At 38.5% G+C, this 22,182-nt stretch carries 2 protein-coding genes; both read left to right on the top strand.

Annotated features, from left to right (window positions below):
* The first annotated feature begins 362 nt into the window (after positions 1-362).
* Entirely contained in the window at positions 363-15,920 is a 15,558-nt protein-coding gene (locus EO111_RS07915; RefSeq protein ID WP_127011217.1) for an ESPR-type extended signal peptide-containing protein, read from the top strand.
* A gap of 676 nt (positions 15,921-16,596) precedes the next feature.
* Entirely contained in the window at positions 16,597-21,966 is a 5,370-nt protein-coding gene (locus tag EO111_RS07910; protein WP_127011216.1) for an ESPR-type extended signal peptide-containing protein, read from the top strand.
* Positions 21,967-22,182: the final 216 nt, after the last annotated feature.

Below are 22,182 nucleotides of genomic sequence, written 5' to 3'. Positions count from 1 at the left end.
TAGTAATAAAAATACATACATAGATTGCTGTTTTGAAAATCTTGTATTTCTAGGATAAAATAAATCTATACTAATTTAATATGCATATTATAAATGGCTTGTATTCTTTTTATTTGTTGTATATAATTTTATGCATAATGTAATATTAGGTATATTAGTCAATGAAGGAAACTAGAGTGCTAGTTTAAGTTTGCTAATATATCTTATATAATTTTTATCAGTAGAAGATAACAATACCATAGTTTATGAGCTATAACTTAAAAAATAGGTGAAGTTATAGTTTTTTGTGTTTCCTATATAAAAGACAGTAATAATATTAAAATCATATGCATATAGATGATAAATGAAAGGTGAGGAAGTAAATGGCATTAAATCGCATTTATAAAGTTGTGTGGAGTAAAACAAAGGGCTGCTACGTAGTTGTATCTGAATTAGCAAAACGGGTAGGTCGTAATAAGGCGAAAGCTATTGTCATTAGCTCTGCTGCTATGGCTATGGCGGTGAGTCCGGTGATAACAAATACAGTAGGGGCGGCCATTAATAATGCAGGCACAGGTAGCGATACCAGTGTCGCTTTTGGAGGAACTTCATCAGCTAGTGGTAATAATGCAGTGGCTGTTGGGACTGAATCTCAGGCTACTCAAAACAATGCAGTGGCGGTAGGTAGAAAATCAAAAGCTATAGGCGATAGTGCTACTGCAATAGGGCTTGATGCACAAGCATCAGGGAATTTGTCGGAAGCGATTGGTGTTGCTGCTAAAGCAAGTGGCGAGAAAGCCGTGGCTATATCTGCTAACAGTAATGCACAGGGAGATCGATCCCTCGCTATAGGACAAAATTCTAATACAAACGGAGCTGATGCGATTGCTCTAGGTACAAATTCAAAGTCTACAAATTTATATACAGTAGCATTTGGTAGAAATACACAAGCGGCTGGGCAGCGCTCAATGGCATTTGGTAATGAGGCAAAGGCTACAGCGAATGATACAATTGCTTTTGGTTCATCTAGCGAAGCGAAGAAAAACAATGATATTATCATTGGTAAAGAAGCCCAAAGCCGTGCTGAAGGAAATGGACATAGTATTGCTATAGGCTATAATTCCACAGCAGGTTCTGATAAAGCGGGAGCAGCTACTGATGTAACAAGCACAGGGAAAAATACTGCCGCAGGTGGCGTGGCAATCGGGGTATCATCTTATACGGGGGTTAATAGGAATAATACTGCTATTAACTCTTCCGTAGCTATTGGTGCTGGTGCTGGCGCGGGGTTTCGTGCAATCAATACAGATGGTATACCAACAGGAAATGGCACTGATCCTGATGATAATGCAACTGTACTAGCTAAGGCTTTTGGTAACACATCGACAGAAGCAGGAAATAAAGATGCAGCAAATCGATTTAACTATAAAGGAGTAGATATTAATGAAGGTACTGCAGTTGGTCGTAATACCCGCGCTATCGGGGACCAAGCGGTAGCCTTAGGTGCTCAGTCGATAGCTGGTCAAGGTGCGATTGCCATTGGGGGTAATGATATTACTCAATTTGCGAATACTAGATATTTTATGTCAAATAGAGATAATTTTGGCGTGGGAGACGTATCTGATCATGATCAAAGTGGAACGTTAGCGAGTAAAAACATTAGTCAAAAGTACCAAGAACTTGTTGGGGCTGCGTTAAATACAGCATATCAAGCTACATATGCGCAAAATGGATCTACTGTCATTGGTATGCAAGCTCATTCTACTACTCCATTGGGGGTTGCTATCGGTACGAATGCATTAGTTCGTAAGGGAGCCTATGGTGCCACGGCTATTGGATCTGGTTCTGCTATACAAGCAAATGCGGAAGCTGCAGTAGCCATCGGTATGGGTTCTTGGGTAAATGGCAAGTTTGGTGTAGCTGCAGGTACTGCTTCAAGAGCAGAACAATCCGCGGTAGCTACTGGTTATAAAGCAGATGCAGGTGTGTCTGCTGTATCTGTTGGTGATGAGTCTAAAGCAGTTGCATCCTCCGTTGCAGTAGGTCAATTGGCAAAAGCTGAAAAAACAGCAGATATTGCGGTAGGTCAAGGTGCCGTTGCTTCTGGTGAGCAAGGTGCCATTGCTATGGGTCTTGGAACACAGGCACAAGGTGATTCCTCCATCATGATTGGTGGCTCTGAAATTACCGAGGTAGCCGCACAAAAGGTGAACTATCAAAAAGAGAAAATAGATGCTAATGGAAAAACTGTCATCAAATCCACTAAAAAAACAGAGACCATAGGTGGAGAACAAGTCGAACGTACCATCCGTTCTGTAGAAATGGAAAATACTATGGGGACTATACAACAAGCCTATGGGGAATTAACGAATGGTGACATCTTAAATACAACTCGCTTAGATTATTCTTCGGCGACAAATAGAAATGGACATGGATCAATTTCCATGGGGATTCACTCCTTATCTACTGGTGATTTAGGGACCGCCATTGGTACTGGTGCACGTGTCACAAAATTAGGTGGTGTGGCCCTAGGCACAGGTGCTATTTCTGAATTGCAAAATGGGGTGGCTATCGGTACAGGTTCTAGAGCTGATTCTAGATCGATTGGTACTCGTCAAACAGATATTTCCTATGATGAAGAAGGCCATATTGTTCCATTTGACAGTAAAAAGGTAGCTTATACATTCTATTGGGCAGGTGGCTCAAACACGTCTGAAGGTGACGTAGTATCTTTTGGCTCGCCAGGGGCAGAACGTCAATTGAAAAACGTAGCAGCTGGCCGTATTGCGGACGATTCCACAGATGCTATTAATGGTTCTCAGTTGAACTCCGTTACAAAACGTATGTCTAATGGTTGGTCTGTAGAGGCTGAAAAAGATAAAACTAGCTCTGGTGTATTGAAATTAAATGGAGCGCTAGCTACAAAAGGAACTGAAGTACATTCTGCGAATGGTAAAACAACGACACGAGAAAACCCTGGAACAGCTACAGGCAATGTCGATAAGATTCGCCTTAATGATGAAGTGAAAATTCGTGTAGGCGATAATTTGGTCTTACATCAAGAAGATGCATCTAGACCAGTGTATGAAGATCCAGATGATCCAACTCGTCAAACCGGAACCCGTGTAACATCTAAATTTACGTACTCCTTGAACCCAGAATTGACGGGATTAAAAAGCGCTCAGTTTAAAAATGATGCAGGTGATACGACTGATATCAATGGTGCTGGGGTGACAGTCACTCCAGTAACTGCGGGAAAACAACCTGTTTCGTTAACGACTGCAGGTTTAAATAATGGTGGTAATGCGATTTCTAATGTGGCAGGTAATTTACCGAGCACTAAAAATAACGATGCTACTACAGGGGCAAGTAATGCCACTACATCTCAAGCGGCGCCAACTTTAGGAAATGCTGCAAATCAAGTCAATCCGACGAACGCAGCCACTGTATCTGACGTATTGAATGCAGGTTGGAATTTACAAGGTAATAACAAAGCTGTAGATTTTGTGAAGCCTTATGATACTGTGAACTTTGTTAATGGAGATGGCACAACAGCTACTGTGGAAAGTACAGATGGTAAAATATCTACTGTAAAATATAGCGTAAACCTTGGCGATGGCTTGAAAAAGGATGATGCGACCAACAAAATCACTGTGAGCGCAGCTGACAAATCCTTAACTGTAGGAGCAGATGGAGTTAAGGTTAACCCAGGGGATAAGTCATTAAAAACAACAAATGCTGGTTTAACCGTTAATACAGCGGATAAGTCTTTAGAAGTAACTAATGATGGCTTAAAAGTTAAAACAGATGGTACTACGATTACCACTGACGATACTAATGGATTAAAAGTAAATACTGGTGTAATCGAATCTGTTACAACTGGCACTGATTCTGGCACTGTGAAAGTAAAAGATGGTGACAAAGGTAAAATTGCTACTGTAGATTCTGTGGTAAATGCTGTGAATAGTGCTGCTTGGATTGCTACCTCTGCGAAAACAACAGCAGGTGAATTAGGGGCAGAAGCTAAGGACCAAGCTGTGAAAGCAGGCGACAAAGTTACTTTTGAAGCAGATAAAAACATTAAGATTACACAAGCAGGTAGTAAATTTACTTTTGCTACAAAAGATAATGTATCTTTCGATACTGTACAAGTAGGTGGTAGTGAAGGTCCTAAATTTGCTAAAGCAGCTGATGGTTCTATTAAAGTATCCGATAAAGATGGTACAGAACCTGTAAAAATTACAAATGTAAAAGATGGCGATATCTCTGCAGACTCCAAAGATGCTATTAACGGTAGTCAATTCCATAAGCTAGCCAATAATACTATCCAATTAAAAGGCCAAACAGGTGATAATGCTGCTACAGAAACTAATAAACAAGAGCTAAATAAAGAAAATGGGATTGCTTTTACTGTTAAATCTAGCGATGGTACTTTGTTAGAAGTGAGTGCAGCAGATGATACGATCACATTAAAACCAAAAACAGCGACCCTCACAACAGGAACTGATGGCGTGCCAACAGCGAATACGACTGGTGGTAAATTAGTCACTGCTGATCAATTGGTGAACACCTTAAAATCCATGGGCTGGAAAGCGACAGCAGGTCAGGATGATAAGGGTACAGTGACAGATGCTACTGTAGAATTAATCAAAGCTGGAGAGACTGTAACTTTTAAAGCCGGTAATAATTTGGCTGTGAAACAAGTTGGTAAAAACTTTATCTATTCCTTACAAAAAGATTTGACTGATTTAACAAGTGCTGGATTCAAAAATGCAGCAGGCGATACAACAGCGATTAATGGTGACGGTGTAACAATTACACCTGTTACTAATGGTAAACAACCAGTATCTTTAACAAAAGATGGTTTAAATAATGGTGGTAACCCAATTACTAATGTAGGCGGCAACTTAGATGGTGCTAAAGCAGGTACAAATGCACCAACAACTAGCGCAACAGCACCAACATTGGGAACAGGGACTGACCAAGTAAACAAAAATAATGCAGCCACAGTAGGTGACGTATTAAACGCTGGTTGGAACTTACAAAATAATGATGCAGCGAAAGATTTCGTGAAACCATATGACACTGTGAACTTTGTTGATGGTGAGGGTACAACAGCTGTCGTAGAAACGACAACAGATCAGGTAACCTCTAAAATTAAATACAATGTAAACACTGGTAAAGGTTTAGAAAAAACTGCAGATAATAAAATTACTGTAAAACCAGGAGATAAGTCTTTAGAAGTAACTGATGCTGGTGTTGCAGTAAAAAAAGCAGATCAGTCTTTAGAAGTAACTGATGATGGCTTAAAAGTTAAAACTGATAATAAAACAATCACTACAGGTAAAGATGGTCTTACTGTTAATACAGGTACTGTGAATGCTGTTGAACAAGGCGATAAAAAAGGTACCGTGGAAGTACCAACTGCTGACGCAGGAAAAATTGCTACTGTAGATACAGTTGCTAAGGCTGTGAATAATGCTGCTTTCACATTGAAAGCGAGTGCTAATGGTGGTACAAGAAATGCAGGCAGTGGTGTTACTACCGATGGTGAATCCATTAAAGCAGGCAGTACTATAGAAATGATTGCTGGTAAAAACCTAGATGTAAAACATGATGCTAGCGGTAAAATCACATTTGCTACGGTAGAGAATCCTTCTTTCAACACTATTCAAGTAGGTGGAGATCAAGGACCAAAATTATCTAAAACAGATGATGGTAATATCAAAGTGTCTGACAAAGATGGTACAAACCCAGTCAATATTACGAATGTGAAATCTAATCTGCCTGATACGCAAAATAGCGATGCTCCGAACACAGCGACAAACCCAAGTAATGCTACTAAATCACAAGCAGCTCCAACATTGGGAACATCTGCTAACCAAGTAAATCCAGCAAATGCAGCTACTGTTGGTGATGTGTTAAACGCAGGTTGGAATTTACAAGGTAATGGTTCAGCGGTGGATTTCGTAAAACCGTATGACACAGTGAACTTTGTAAACGGTGTGAATACGACAGCTGTTGTATCCACTGTGGATGGTAAAACAAGCAATGTAACATATAATGTCACAGGCTTACCGATTACCTATACTGATAAAGATGGTAATCCAGTATCTAAAATTGGAGATAACTTCTACAAAGTTAATGATAAAGGTCAACCATTAGATGCTAAAGGTAATCCAAGCACGAAGGTGAATAAAGATGGAAAACCAGTAGATGATGCAGGTAATGTCATCGATCCGATTAATACAACTAATAATCCTGTAAAAACATCCTTAGTGAATCCAGCACCTGAAGCTAATAAAACAGGCACAACAAGTCCTACTACATTGGATAATGTGACAAGCAAGTTGGAGAATTATAAAGCTGATCCAGTGAATGGTAAAGAACCAGCTAAAAATAGTTTGCGAGATTTAACGAATACAAATGTAACGGATAACACAGTGGCAACAGTCGGAGATATCCGTAATATGGGTTGGATTGTATCTTCCGATAAAACAACAGGTGCTAATGGAACAACAACTGCCACTGAATATTCTGAGGCAGTGAAAAATGCCAATGAAGTACGATTTGTCGGTGAAGGCAGTGCTATTGTATCTGGTAAAACAGATGACAAAGGTGTACGTACAATCACTGTAAAAGTAGATAGTCAAACAGGTCTCAATAAAACTGTGACTCCTGTGAATTACACGAAAGCAGATGGTACTAAAGTATATCCTCAAGAAGTAGATAATGGAGACGGAACTAAGACAGTTAAATTCTTCGAAAATCCAGATGGTACAGGCAAAGAAATTCCAAAAAGTGATGTGGTTACATCTGTCAATGGACCAGAAGGAACAAAAAATCCAACTACATTGAAAAATGTTAAAAATAATATCCCAAATGTAAACGATGGATCTAAAACGATTACGACTCCAGATGGTACAGAAACAGCAGGCGATGTAGAAAACATCAACAAAGCTCCGTTAACAGCAGCGCAAGCAGCTGAGTTGGCAAATCCTAAGACAAAAGATGGTCAAACAAATCCTAAGTACATTGGCAACAATGCAGCCACAGTTTCTGACGTATTGAATGCAGGTTGGAATTTACAAAACAATGGTGCAGCGAAAGACTTCGTAAAACCATATGATACTGTAAACTTTATCAATGGATTAAATACAACAGCCGTAGTAACAACATCTGATGATGGTACAACAAGCAATGTAACATACAACGTAACAGGCTTGCCTGTGACATATACAACAGAAGATGGTACACCAGTGACTAAAATTGGTGACAAATACTATAAAGTTAACGATCAAGGTCAACCATTAGATAGTACAGGTGCGCCAGTTACGAAATTCAACAAAGATGGTAAACCACTTGATGCAAATGGACAGGAAGTTCCTGATGTGAATATTACAGATAATCCATTAAAAACATCCTTGGTAAACCCAACACCAGAAGCTAATAAAACGGGTACAACAAGTCCAACATCCTTGAGCAATGTGAAAAACAACATTCCAACAGTAAATGATGAAGATAAAACAGCTCATAAGGCAGATGGAACTGCAATTGATGGCAAAAACAATACAGAAGCGCCAATTACAGCAGGAGATGCAGCTAACTTGTTGAAACCTACTGTGAATGGAGTGGCAAATCCTAACTTCGTAGGCAACAATGCAGCTACAGTATCTGACGTATTGAACGCTGGTTGGAACTTACAAAACAATGGCACAGCGAAAGACTTCGTGAAACCATATGATACAGTAAACTTTGTGAACGGTGGTAATACAACAGCTGTAGTGACAACGAATGCTGCAGGTACTGCAAGCGATGTGACTTTCAACGTAACAGGATTACCTGTGACATACACAACGGAAGATGGTGCACCAGTATCTAAAGTAGGAGATAAATACTACAAAGTTAACGATAAAGGTCAACCTATCAGTGATGCAGGTAAACCAGCAGTAGGCAAAAATAATGATGGTAAATTGGTTGATGAAAATAACAATGTAATTGAACCAATTGATACAACAAAACCATTAAAAACTGCGTTAGTTAATCCAACACCAGCAGGAGATAAACCTAATACAACAACAGCTACACAATTAGGCAATGTAACATCTGGCTTGGACAAATATGGTGATACAGTAGATGGAAAAGAAGTTCCAGGTTCTACAAAAGCGAATAATGGCTTAGTAGATTTATCCAAACCAGCAAATGGAGATGCACCAAAAGTAAGCGATAACACAGCTGCTACTGTGGGTGATCTACGTAACATGGGTTGGATTGTATCTTCTAACAAAACAACAGGTGAAAATGGTGCAGTGACTACTGATGAATACTCTGCAACAGTGAAAAATGCTAACGAAGTGAAATTTGTAGGCGAAGGTACAGCTGTCGTATCTGGTAAAACAGATGACAAAGGTGTTCGTACAATCACTGTAAAAGTAGATGACCAAACATCTACAAACAATGCGGTAACACCTGTGGTGTACACAGATAAAGATGGTAAACAAGTATATCCAACTGGTAAAGTAGGTCCAGACGGTAACCAAATCTTCAATACTAAACCGGATGGAAAAGGCGAGGATGTAACAGGTCCTGTTAAAACAACAATTAATGGACCAAAAGGTACAAATAGTCCGACATCCTTGAACAATGTGAAGAACAACATTCCAAATGTAAATGATGGTTCTAAAACAATTACAGATGCAGATGGAAATGAAAAACCAGATGCAGGTAATGTAGCAAACATCAACAAAGCTCCATTAACAGCGACAGAAGCAGCTGAATTGTCTAATCCTAAGACAAAAGATGGGCAGCCAAATCCTAAGTACATTGGCAACAATGCAGCCACAGTATCTGACGTATTGAACGCAGGTTGGAATTTACAAAACAATGGCACTGCGAAAGACTTCGTGAAACCATATGACACAGTAAACTTCGTGAACGGTTTAAATACAACAGCGGTTGTAACAACATCTGATGATGGTACAACAAGCAATGTAACGTATAACGTAACAGGCTTGCCTGTGACATACACAACAGCAGATGGTACACCAGTATCCAAAATTGGAGATAAATTCTACAAAGTAAATGACAAAGGTCAACCAGTAGATGAACAAGGTAACCCAAGCACGAAAGTGAACAACAATGGAGAACCTATCGATGGTAATGGCAAAGTGATCAATCCAATTGATACAGCGGCAAAACCATTGAAAACATCCTTGGTAAACCCAGCACCGGAAACTAATAAAACTGGCACAACAAGTCCAACAACTTTGGATAATGTAACTAGCAAATTAACAAATTATAGTGACCCAGAAGTTAATGGTAAAGCACCAGTTCGTAATAACTTAGTAGACTTGTCTAAACCAGAACAAGGTGAACCGAATGTAAGCGATAATACAGTGGCAACTGTAGGTGATTTGCGTAACATGGGATGGATTGTATCCTCTGACAAAACAACAGGTGAGTTGACTAAGGATTACTCTGATACAGTGAAAAATGCAAACGAAGTGAAATTCGTTGGCGAAGGTACAGCCATCGTATCTGGTAAAACAGATGACAAAGGTGTACGTACAATTACTGTAAAAGTAGATGACCAAACGTCTACAAATAATGCGGTAACACCTGTGGTGTACACAGATAAAGATGGTAAGCAAGTGTATCCAACTGGTAAAACAGATAAAGATGGTAACCAAATCTTCAATACCAAACCAGATGGAAAGGGCGAGGATGTAACAGGTCCTGTTAAAACAACAATTAATGGACCAAAAGGAACCGCAAGTCCAACATCCTTGAGCAATGTGAAAAACAACATTCCAGCAGTGAATGATGCTGATAAAAAAGTAACAAATGCTGATGGAACAGATAAACCAGATGCAGGTAATGTAGCAAACATTAACAAAGCGCCATTGACAGCAGAAGAAGCAGCGGACTTGTTGAAACCAACAACAAAAGATGGCAAATCAAATCCTAACTTCGTAGGCAACAATGCAGCCACAGTATCTGACGTATTGAACGCAGGTTGGAATTTACAAAATAATGGCGCTGCGAAAGACTTTGTAAAACCATTCGATACTGTGAACTTTGTAAACGGTGTGAATACGACAGCCGTGGTGACTACATCTGAAGATGGAACCACAAGCAATGTGACATACAATGTAACAGGATTACCTGTGACATATACTACAGCAGATGGCACACCAGTATCTAAAATTGGAGATAAATACTACAAAGTTAATGAACAAGGTCAACCATTGGATTCCAATGGTAAGCCAGCTACAAAAATCAATGAAAATGGAGTGCCTGTTGGTGAAGATGGACAACCAATTTCTGAAGTTAATATTACAGATACTCCATTAACATCTAAATTGGTGAATCCAAATGCTAAAAATACAGATGCTGAACCAAATAAGAAAACTACAGATCCTACACAATTAGGAAATGTAACATCTGGCTTGCAAAAATATGGTGATACAGTAGATGGAAAAGAAGTTCCAGGTTCCACAAAAGCTAACAATGGTTTAGTTGATTTATCTACACCAACAGATGGGGCAAAACCTAAAGTAAGCGACAATACAGCGGCTACAGTAGGTGATTTACGTAACATGGGTTGGATTGTATCTTCTGATAAAACAACAGGTGAAACAGACAAGACCTATACAGATACAGTGAAAAATGCAAATGAAGTGAAATTCGTTGGCGAAGGTACAGCTATCGTATCTGGTAAAACAGATGGCAATGTACGTACCATCACTGTAAAAGTAGATGACCAAACGTCTACAAATAACTCAGTTACACCTGTTAATTACACAAAAGCAGATGGTACTAAGGTATATCCTAAGACTGTGACAGATCCAAAAACAGGTAAAGAAGAAGTTAAATTTTTTGAAAATCCAGACGGATCTGGTGCAGAAGTTCCAAAAGGTGATGTGGTTACATCTATCAATGGACCAGAAGGCACAACAAGCCCAACTACATTGAAAAATGTGAAAAATAACATTCCAAATGTAAATGATGGCTCCAAAACAATTACAAATCCTGATGGTACAGAAAAAACAGGCGATGTAGAAAATATCAACAAAGCGCCATTAACAGCAGAAGAAGCAGCAGCATTAGCAAATCCAAAAACAAAAGATGGACAAACAAATCCTAAGTACATTGGTAACAATGCAGCCACAGTATCTGACGTATTAAACGCAGGTTGGAATTTACAAAACAATGGAGCAGCCCGTGACTTTGTGAAACCATTCGATACTGTGAACTTTGTAAACGGTGTGAATACGACAGCCGTGGTGACTACATCTGAAGATGGAACCACAAGCAATGTGACATACAATGTAACAGGATTGCCTGTGACATACACTACAGCAGATGGTACACCAGTATCCAAAATTGGAGACGATTATTATACAGTGAATGATAAAGGTCAACCAATTGATGCAAATGGTAAGCCAAGTACGAAGGTGAATAAAGATGGTAAACCTGTGGATGAAAATGGAAATGTTATCAAACCAATCGATACAACTGCAAACCCATTAACCTCTTCTTTGGTGAATCCAAATGTTAAAAATACAGATACTGAACCAAATAAGAAAACTACAGATCCTACACAATTAGGAAATGTAACATCTGGCTTACAAAAATATGGTGATACAGTAGATGGAAAAGAAGTTCCAGGTTCTACAAAAGCTAATAATGGTTTAGTAGATTTATCCACACCAACAGATGGGTCAAAACCTAAAGTAAGCGACAATACAGCTGCTACAGTAGGCGATTTACGTAATATGGGTTGGATTGTATCTTCTGACAAAACAACAGGTGAAACAGACAAGGCCTATACAGATACAGTGAAAAATGCAAATGAAGTGAAATTTGTAGGCGAAGGTACAGCCATCGTATCTGGTAAAACAGATGACAAAGGTGTACGTACCATCACTGTAAAAGTAGATGACCAAACGTCTACGAATAACTCAGTTACACCTGTTAATTACACAAAAGCAGATGGTACTAAGGTGTATCCTAAGGCTGTGAGAGATCCAAAAACAGGTAAAGAAGAAGTTAAATTCTTTGAAAATCCAGATGGATCTGGTGCAGAAGTTCCAAAAGGTGATGTGGTTACATCTATCAATGGACCAGAAGGCACAACAAGCCCAACTACATTGAAAAATGTGAAAAACAACATTCCAAATGTAAATGATGGTTCCAAAACAATTACAAATCCTGATGGTACAGAAAAAACAGGCGATGTAGAAAATATCAATAAAGCACCATTAACAGCAGAAGAAGCTGCAGAATTAGCAAATCCAAAAACAAAAGATGGACAAGCTAATCCTAAGTATATTGGTAACAATGCAGCCACAGTATCTGACGTATTAAACGCAGGTTGGAACTTACAAAATAATGGAGAATCTCGTGATTTTGTAAAACCATATGATACAGTGAACTTTGTCAATGGTCTTGGTACTACCGCAGTGGTAACAACTCGTGAGGATAACACGGCAAGTGATGTTACATTTAATGTAAAAGCAGCGAATGGTTCTGTAACGGTTGACGAAAATGGCGTAAAAGTAACTACAGGTGAAATGAAACCAGCAGTAGGTACGGATAATAAGGAAACAGGAGCTATTGCTACACCTGCAGATCCAGCTACAGCTAAGCAATTAAAAGAAACCTTAGCAGCTGCTGAAAAAGACTTGTCTGCAGCAAGAGAAGCTTTAAAAGAAGCAGAAAAAGCATTAGCGGCAGATCCAAAAGATCCAGCATTACAACAAGCGGTGGCAGATAAGAAAGCTGACGTAGCTGCTAAACAAACACCAGTAGACGCAGCTCAAAAAGCGCATGATGAGGCAGGATTGAACAAAGTGGCTACCGTACAAAATGTAGCGGAAGCGATTAACAATGCAGGTTTCAACTTAAAAACATCTGCTGACAGGGGAGAAAAACTTACTGGAACTAAGGATGATGGAGAGTTAATTAAACCAAGCAATACTGTGGAAATGGTAGCAGGCAATAATTTGACTGTGAAACAGGATGCAAATGGTAAAATTACATACGCTACGAAAGACAATGTGACTTTCACTAATGTGGATACAGGTACATTGAATGTGGGTAGCCCAAATACCTATACAGATGGCAAAGGTAATACGTACACAAAAGTGGGCGACAAATATTACAAACCGGCTGATGTAGTGAATGGCGCTCCAAAACCAGATGCAATACCAGTGGATGTAACAACAACGCCTGTTACACCAGTGAGCCCTGTGACAATGAAAGCAGAAGCGGCAAAACCTGCTACGAATAATGCATCTGATGCACAACCATCTTCCGCATTAAATGTCACATCTAAGGATGGTAAACCAACTCAAATTACAGGCGTAGGTTCCACGTTGAATACTAAATCTGTAGATACTACACCAAAAGGTACAGCACCAAGTACTACACCAGGCACTACACCTAATACAACACCAGTAAATCTGGTTGATTTGGAAGGCACAGCCGATGCTCCTGTAAATAAAAATGCAGCAGCTACGGTAGGTGACCTACAAAATATGGGCTGGGTTGTATCTGCCAAAGATGGCAATGGCTACAAAGACGTAGTGAAAAATGCTAATGTAGTGGATTTCAAAGGCGGTACAGGCATTGAAATTACTGGTAAAACATTAACTGATGGCACTCGTGAAATTACGGTAGGTATTAAAGAGGGAGAGGTTACGAATAAAGTAACTATCACTCATGCAGATGGTTCCAAAACAGATGCGATTAAGATTGGCGATAACTACTATAAAGTAGGCAAAGATGGTAAACCTGAAGGTTACGAAAAAGGTAAAGATGGAAAACCAGCGGGCACGCCATTAACCGTTGATCCTAAAAATGACAAAGTAACAAATACAGGTGCAGGCTTTGTGACTGGTAATACAGTGGCAAATGCGATTCAAGAATCTGGTTGGAATGTAGGCATTGGTTCTACTGATAAAGACTACAGTAAAGATGCAAAAGTGTACGACAAGGTAAATCCTAATGACGATGTGAAATTCGCAAATGGAGCTAACACGAATGTATCTATGGTAACTGTGGATGCTATTAACGAGGATGGTACTAAAAAAGCAACTACATTTGTCAAAGTAGATGTGAATAGAGATCTTAAAATTGATTCTGTCACAACTGGTGGTACAGCAGTTGATAAAAATGGTAACAACCTTGTGAAAGTTGGCGACGATTACTACAAAGAATCCGACATTGATCCAGTGACAAAACAACCAAAAGCCAATGCAAAACCAGTACCAAAAGCGGATGTAACACCTGCCAAAGATGGTGCGATGATCGTGAAAAACGCTGACGGTAAAGATGTGGTATCTGCTACGGTAGGTAAAGACGGCAACGGTGAATTTGCAGTCAAAGGCAAAGATGGTAAAGATGGCATTTCCATGAGAGCGAAAGATGGACAAGGTACAATCGGTGTGAATGGTAAAGATGGTGCTACCACAACTATCAAAGGTGATACAATTACTATCAAAGATAAAGAGGGTAATACCAACACAAGTACACCAACATCCAATGAGTTGAAAGATACTAAAGGAAATACCAATATATCTACAGCAGATAAAGTGGAGCTAACAGACAAAGAGGGTAATACCAATACAAGTACTCCAACAACCAATGTATTGAAGGATATAAATGGAAATACGAATACTTCTACAGGAGCAGGAACTACTTACAAAGATAAAGATGACAATACAGCTGTAGTAGGACCTAAGGAAATTGCTTTAACAGATAAATCCGGTGATAATAAGGCATCATTCACCAATAAAGATTTAATTTTCAACGCAAAGGATCCAAAAACTGGCGTAGAAAAAACATCGCATGTATCTGGTGATAAGATAGCCTTTACTACAACTGATGAAATGGAAAAAGTATTCGATAAAGATGGTAAACCAGTTATCGATCCTACTACTGGAAAACAAAAAGAAGTAGTAAAAATGGAAAAAGTATTCGATAAAGATGGTAAACCAGTTATTGATCCTACTACTGGAAAGCAAAAAGAAGTGATTAAAAATCCTGGTAACTCTACGGAGTATACGAACGAAGGATTGAAAGTCATTCCAAATAGTACAGTAGCTCGTGATGCAAATGGAAATCTTACATATGTAGATAAAGATAATAAGCCTGTCATGAAAGACAAAGATGGTAACTTTGTGTATATGGGTAAAGATGGAAAACCAGGCGAGAAATATGCGGGTGCTGTAGGAGCTTTAAAACCAAATGTAGTAGATAATACTCGAGTTATTTCCTTCGGTATGGATAAACCAGTCTTGGATGAAAAGGGTAATCCTGTTACAGGTCCAGATGGTAACCCGCTTATGACAGAAGGTATCTCTGCAGGTATGCAACAAATGCACAATCTTGCACCAGGTACGAAAGATACAGATGCAGTTAACGTGTCTCAATTACGAGGTACAACGATTAATATCAATAATCGTATTAATCGTTCTGGAGCACAAGCGGCTGCGTTAGCTGGATTACAAACTATTCAATATGATCCATTAGAGCCAACTCAAGTGTCTGCAGGCCTAGGATACTATCAAGGTGCTAGTGCGTTAGCTCTTGGAGTGAACCACTACAAAAATGAATCTACTTTATTCCATGTCGGTGCTTCCTTTAATGGATATGGTAGTGAAGTGATGGCCAATGCTAGTGTGACTTGGAAATTTGGTGCTCGTGCTGATGAAACAGCTGTGAAAGACACATTCCGTCAAGGACCAATTAGTGCCTCTTACACATTACAAGATAAGGTATCTGCCTTAGAAGCACAAAACCAAATCCAAAAAGACCAATTAAATGAATTGCGTGCTACTAATGCTGCTCAAAAAGCAGAAAATGAAGCACAACGTGAAGAATTGGCTCTTGTAAAAGCACAAGTAGCAGAACTGTATAAACTGTTGAAAGGTTAAACTGAATGATAATGAAGACTATCGTTCATTGTAGACAGTTATAATAGAACAATACAGTGTAATAGAAGAACCTGAATCTCAGTGAGATGAGATTCAGGTTCTTTTTTATTCGCCATGGATCATGAATGGGAATAGATACTGCTGTTGATGCAGAAATATTTGCCCACACCTTCATGAAAAAAAGATGAAGTAAAAATAAAACTTATCTTTTCCTATGAGTTTTAGTAATGTATGTACAAGTTCGGTATTTACGATTAATTAAACAATAAACATGAATGGAAATAAAATAATATAATTGTAAACAGATAGTGTAAAACTTGAGGGTATTTGAGAATATATCTAAAAAATAAGTATTTTATAATAGTTTTTTTATTTAAAAAAGAATAAAAATTCATTTTTTACTATATTAGTCAGAATGAATAAAAATGGTATAAAATACGCTTAAACTATACTAAATGCGTATAAACGAAAAAATATATTGCATAATTCCATGTGTTTCGATATAATTCGATGTATAGAAATGAAAAAAATGACATTACTATTAATATAGTGTGATATATGAGGGAAATTGTAACTTATACAGTAGTACATAGTTATAGCTGTTTTCGTTTTATTAATAGTAAATTGTCAAGTATAGGAGTATATGTAAAGTAATTAAGAAAGGATAGGGAATCAAATGGGATTAAATCAAATTTACAAAGTAGTTTGGAGCAAAACAAAAGGATGTTACGTAGTAGTATCTGAATTAGCAAAACGAGTAGGCCGTAACAAGACAAAAGCTGTGGTAGTTGCTACAGCAGCTATGGCTATGGTGGTAGGTCCTATGGCAGTAGGTGTAGATACAGTAGAAGCAGGGGTTGCTATTGGTAGTACTACGGATAATACAATCGATAAAGGCACTGCTTTAACTAATAGCAGTAGTATTGCTATTGGTAGGGATGCTAATGCAAGTAGACAAGGTAACAATGTTGTTATTGGTGATGAAACTGACGCTAATGGAGCAGGTAACATTGTCATTGGTAGACATGCTTTCGCAGGTTTTGACGGTAGAGGTAATGAGAAAAAATCCTCTCAATCCGTTGCAATTGGTGCTGGTAATGCGAGACATGAAGGGGCTAAAGCCTTTGGAGATCAATCTGTTGCATTAGGTGCTAATACAATGGCATACGGTAACTCTTCCATTGCTATTGGTAATGATGACGTAGATAGAGCAGTTGCAGCCACTACGACATATACAAACTCTGATGGAAATAAAGTAACAGGTACTGTTGGTGCTGCTTATACTGACCTTACAGGTAAAAACTTACATACAGATGGTGGTCGTTATAAAGATACTAAATCTGGTGAAGCAGCTATTGCCATCGGTGTAAAAGCGCAAGCTGGAGATATTTCTGTGGCTCTTGGTACAGGTGCGGCTGCAGAGAAAGTCAATGCTACTGCACTTGGTTCTGGAGCGACAGCAACATTTGATAACTCTGTAGCACTAGGTGGTGGTTCAGTAACAGATAAAGAAGGTACGAAACAAACATCTGTAACGGTTAATGGACATACATACAATTGGAGTGGTGGTTCCACAACTGGTAAAGGTGACGTAGTATCTATTGGTAAAGCAGGTTATGAACGTCAGTTAAAGAACGTAGCCGCTGGTGAAGTATCTGAAACTTCCACTGATGGTATCAATGGTTCTCAGTTATATGGCATTTTGAATAACATGACAATAGATCCAACATTCTTATATGCTGGTGACGATGCTGATAAAGGCGAGGTAACAGGTGCTGATGCGGATGCGAAAAAAGCGGATGCAGATAAAAAGAAAATTGTAAGCAGAAGTATGAAAGAAAGCCGTTTGAACTTGTTAGGTGGTGCAGATAAAACTAAATTATCTAATGATAATATCGGTGTAAATTACGAAAATGGCAACACTTTAACATTTAAATTGGCAAAAGATTTAAAAGGATTGGACAGCACTAATGTAGGTGGTATTGTAACTAATGCTGATGGCATTAACATGAATAACAAACCAATTATGAATGTAGCAGGTAACCTACCAGGTGCAAAAGAAGGAACTGAAGAACCTACAACATCTTCTGAAGGTCCAGTGGCAGCAGACTTACCAAATATCAAAAAGAATGCGGCTACTGTAGGCGATGTATTAAATGCAGGTTGGAACTTACAAAACAATGGAGACGCTAAAGATCTTGTTAAACCATATGACACTGTAAACTTTATCAATGGTGAAGGTACAACAGCTGTAGTAGAAACAACAGATAATAAAGTATCCACTGTAAAATTTGATGTAAAACTTGGCACAGGTTTGAAAAAAGATAAAGACGGTAATATCGGCGTAGATACAGGCAATATTACAAATGAAAATGGTGCCCCAAAAGTGGAAGATGCAGATAAAGATAAAGTAGCTACTGCAGGTAATGTAGCAGATGCTATTAATAACTCTTATTGGACAGCATCTGCAGAAAAAGATGGCGAAGTAATTGGTACAGACGATAAAATTAACCCTAGCGGTAAAGTAACTTTTGACGCTGGTAAAAACATTGAAATTGATCACAGCACTCCAAATAAATTTACTTTTAAAACAGTAGATAAGCCAGAGTTTACAGGTGTTGATTTAAAAGATAAAGATGGCAATAAAGTTAACTTAGCTCCAACAGCGGATGGTCTAAAATTAGGTAAAGGCGATAATAACGAACCTGCTAATATTACGAATGTGACATCTGGTTTAAAACCATATGCTGAAACAACACCAGATTCTCCAGATGCTAAAAAAGGTCTAGTTGATTTATCTAAGCCAAAAGATGGATCTGCTCCAACAGTAAGTGATAATACAGCAGCCACTGTAGGTGATTTACGTAACATGGGATGGGTTGTATCTGCTGATAAAACAACAGGTGATTTAGGTAAGCCATACTCTGAAGCTGTAAAAAATGCTAATGAAGTGAAATTCGTAGGTACAGGTAGTGCTACTGTTTCTGGTAAAACAGATGAAAATGGTGTACGTACAATTACTGTGGATGTGAACGATCAAGCAGTGGCCAATAACGCAGCAGCTCCTGTTGTGTATACAGATGAAAATGGTGACCGTGTATATCCTACTGGTAAAAAAGATGACAAAGGGAACCCAATTTTCAGCAAAAATCCAGATGGTTCTGGTGATCCTGTAACAGGTCCAATCAAAACAAGTATTAATGGACCAGAAGGAACAAAATCTCCAACTACATTGGATAATGTAGCAGGCAACTTACCAGGTGCGAAAAAAGGTACAGATGCTCCAACTACAACTGGTGTAGGTCCAACAGAGGAAGATGCAAAGAAAATTGCAAATAATGCAGCTACTGTAGGAGATGTATTAAATGCAGGTTGGAACTTGCAAAACAATGGAGATGCTAAAGATTTTGTTAAACCATATGACACTGTAAACTTTATCAATGGTGAAGGTACAACAGCTGTAGTAGAAACAACAGATAATAAAGTATCTACTGTAAAATTTGATGTAAAACTTGGCAATGGTCTTAAAAAAGATAAAGACGGTAATATCACGGTAGATGCAGGCGATATTACTAATGAAAATGGTGCGCCAAAAGTTGCAGATGCAGATAAAGGTAAAGTGGCAACTGTAGATACAGTGGCAAAAGCTATTAATGATTCCTATTGGATTGCTTCTGCGGAAAAAGATGGTAAAACAATTGGTGCAGATGATAACGTTAAACCTAGTACAAAAGTAACGTTTGATGCTGGTAAAAATATTGAAATTGATCACAGCACTCCAAATAAATTTACTTTCAAAACAGTAGATAACCCAGAGTTTAAAACTCTTGATTTAAATGATGGGGCTGGCAATAAAGTTAACTTAGCTCCAACAGCAGATGGCTTAAAAGTAGGTAAAGGCGACAATAACGATCCAGTTAATATCACGAATGTAGCAGGCAATTTACCAGGTGCGAAACCAGGTACAACTGCTCCAACTACAGATTCTGAAGGCCCAACAGCAGAAGAATTGCCGAAAATTGCTAACAATGCAGCTACTGTAGGTGACGTATTAAATGCAGGCTGGAATTTGAAAAACAATGGTGAAGCACGTGACTTTGTGAAACCATATGACACTGTTAACTTTGTAGATGGTGCCAATACAACAGCAGTAGTAACGACGTCTAAAGATGGTAAATCTAGCGATGTAACATACAATGTAACAGGTCTTCCTATTACATACACAGATAAAGATGGAAAACCAGTATCTAAAGTTGGTGATAACTTCTATCCAGTAAATGAAAAAGGTCAGCCTATTACTTCAGACGGTAAACCAGCAGTGGGAACAAATGATAAAGGTGAACCTATTACAGAAGATGGTACAGTAATTAAACCAATTGATCCAAAAGCAAATCCATTAAAAACATCCTTGGTAAATCCAGCTCCTGAAAAAGGTAAAACACCTACAAATAGCCCAACACAATTAGGTAATGTGGCTAATGGTGCAGAGACTTTTAAACCGGCTGATGATGTAAAATTAGCAAATGATGGTAAATGGTACCCAGCAGATCAAGTAAAACCTAATGGACAACCAAAAGAGGGTGCTACACCTGCAACAAGTCCATTGGTTACAAAAAATAAAGCTGGTGATATTCTTGAAAAAGGTAATGATGGTAACTGGTATAAGGCTGATGATTTAGTAAATGGTGAGCCAAAACCTGATGTAGATGAACAAACACCAGTGGCAAAACCAGAGAATGCTGATAAAGCAGGTCTTGTGAACTTTGCAAACTCTAATCCTAATAATGTAGCTACTGTTGGGGATTTACAAAACATGGGCTTCGTAGTAGCTGCTAAAGATAATGGCTATACAGAACAAGTTCGTAATGCTAACAAGGTAGAATTTACAGGTTCTAAAGGCGTATCTGTAACTGGTAAAACATTAGAAGATGGTACTCGTGAAATTAATGTATCTTTAAAAGAAGGTCGTGTAACAAATACTGTGATCATTACTGGTGCAGATGGTAAAGAAGTTAAGGGTGTACGTGGTGCAGATGGTAAAATCTATAAAAAAGACCCTAAAACTGGCAAAGCCATGAAAGAAGAACTTCCAATTAAACCAACAGACACAGTAACAAACGATGGTGATGCGTATGTAACAGGTAACTCTGTAGCTACAGCAATCCAAAAATCTGGTTGGGACATCGGTATCGGCTCTACAGATAAAGCGTTCAGCACTGAGAAAAAAACGTATGAACGAGTGAACCCTAAGGATAACGTAAAATTTGCGAACGGTGATAATACCACTGTATCTATGGTAGTAGATGCTAAAGCAGATAGAGATGGTGCTACAGTAACTACTACATATGTAAAAGTAGACGTGAATCGTGACTTGAAATTGGATAGTGTAACAACTACTGGTAAAGATGGTTCTTCTACTAAAATGGATGGAAATGGTATCAAAGTAACTCCAGCTGATAAAACTAAACAACCTGTTTCCTTGACAACTAATGGTTTAGATAATGGCAATAACAGAATTACTAATGTAGCACCAGGTGTTGGTGATACAGATGCAGTGAATGTATCTCAATTAAAAGGAGTAGCTAATGCAGTAGCTGAAGTAGGTAATCGTGTGAACCGTTCTGGTGCTCAAGCAGCAGCCTTGGCTGGTTTACAAACAATCCAATACGATCCATTAGAACCAACTCAAATTTCTGCAGGTGTAGGTCATTACAAAGGATCTAGTGCTTTGGCATTAGGTGTAAACCATTATAAAAATGAATCTACTTTATTCCATGTAGGTGCATCTTTCAATGGACGTAGTAGTGAAACAATGGCAAATGCTAGCGTAACTTGGAAATTTGGTTCTCGTGCAGATGAAACAGCAGTGAAAGACACATTCCGTCAAGGACCAATCAGTGCATCTTACACATTGCAAGATAAAGTATCTGCATTGGAAGTACAAAATAGCGCTCAAAAAGATGAAATAGCAGAATTGCGAGCATTAGCAGCAACGCAACAAGCACAAATTGCTGAATTGTTTAAACGTTTAAACGAAAAAGCATAAGATTTTATGTGGCTATATAGACGTTGCTAACTGAATAATGTAACAGGAAGAGTACGGTATCTCCCTCTCAAACAGTATTATATTCTGTTTGTTCGGGACACGCCGTGCTCTTCTTGTGTTTTCGTGATGTAGATAGAATGGAACGCAACAAAACTGATAATGCTAAATGCATTTCTTTTGGAAAAAAGGTTAGTGTTGACTTCACCTTTTTTAACG

The organism is Veillonella sp. CHU594, from assembly GCF_003992265.1.
Classification (GTDB): domain Bacteria; phylum Bacillota; class Negativicutes; order Veillonellales; family Veillonellaceae; genus F0422.
Note: the sequence above shows the minus strand (reverse complement) of the source record. Positions and strands in the feature narration are given on the sequence as shown.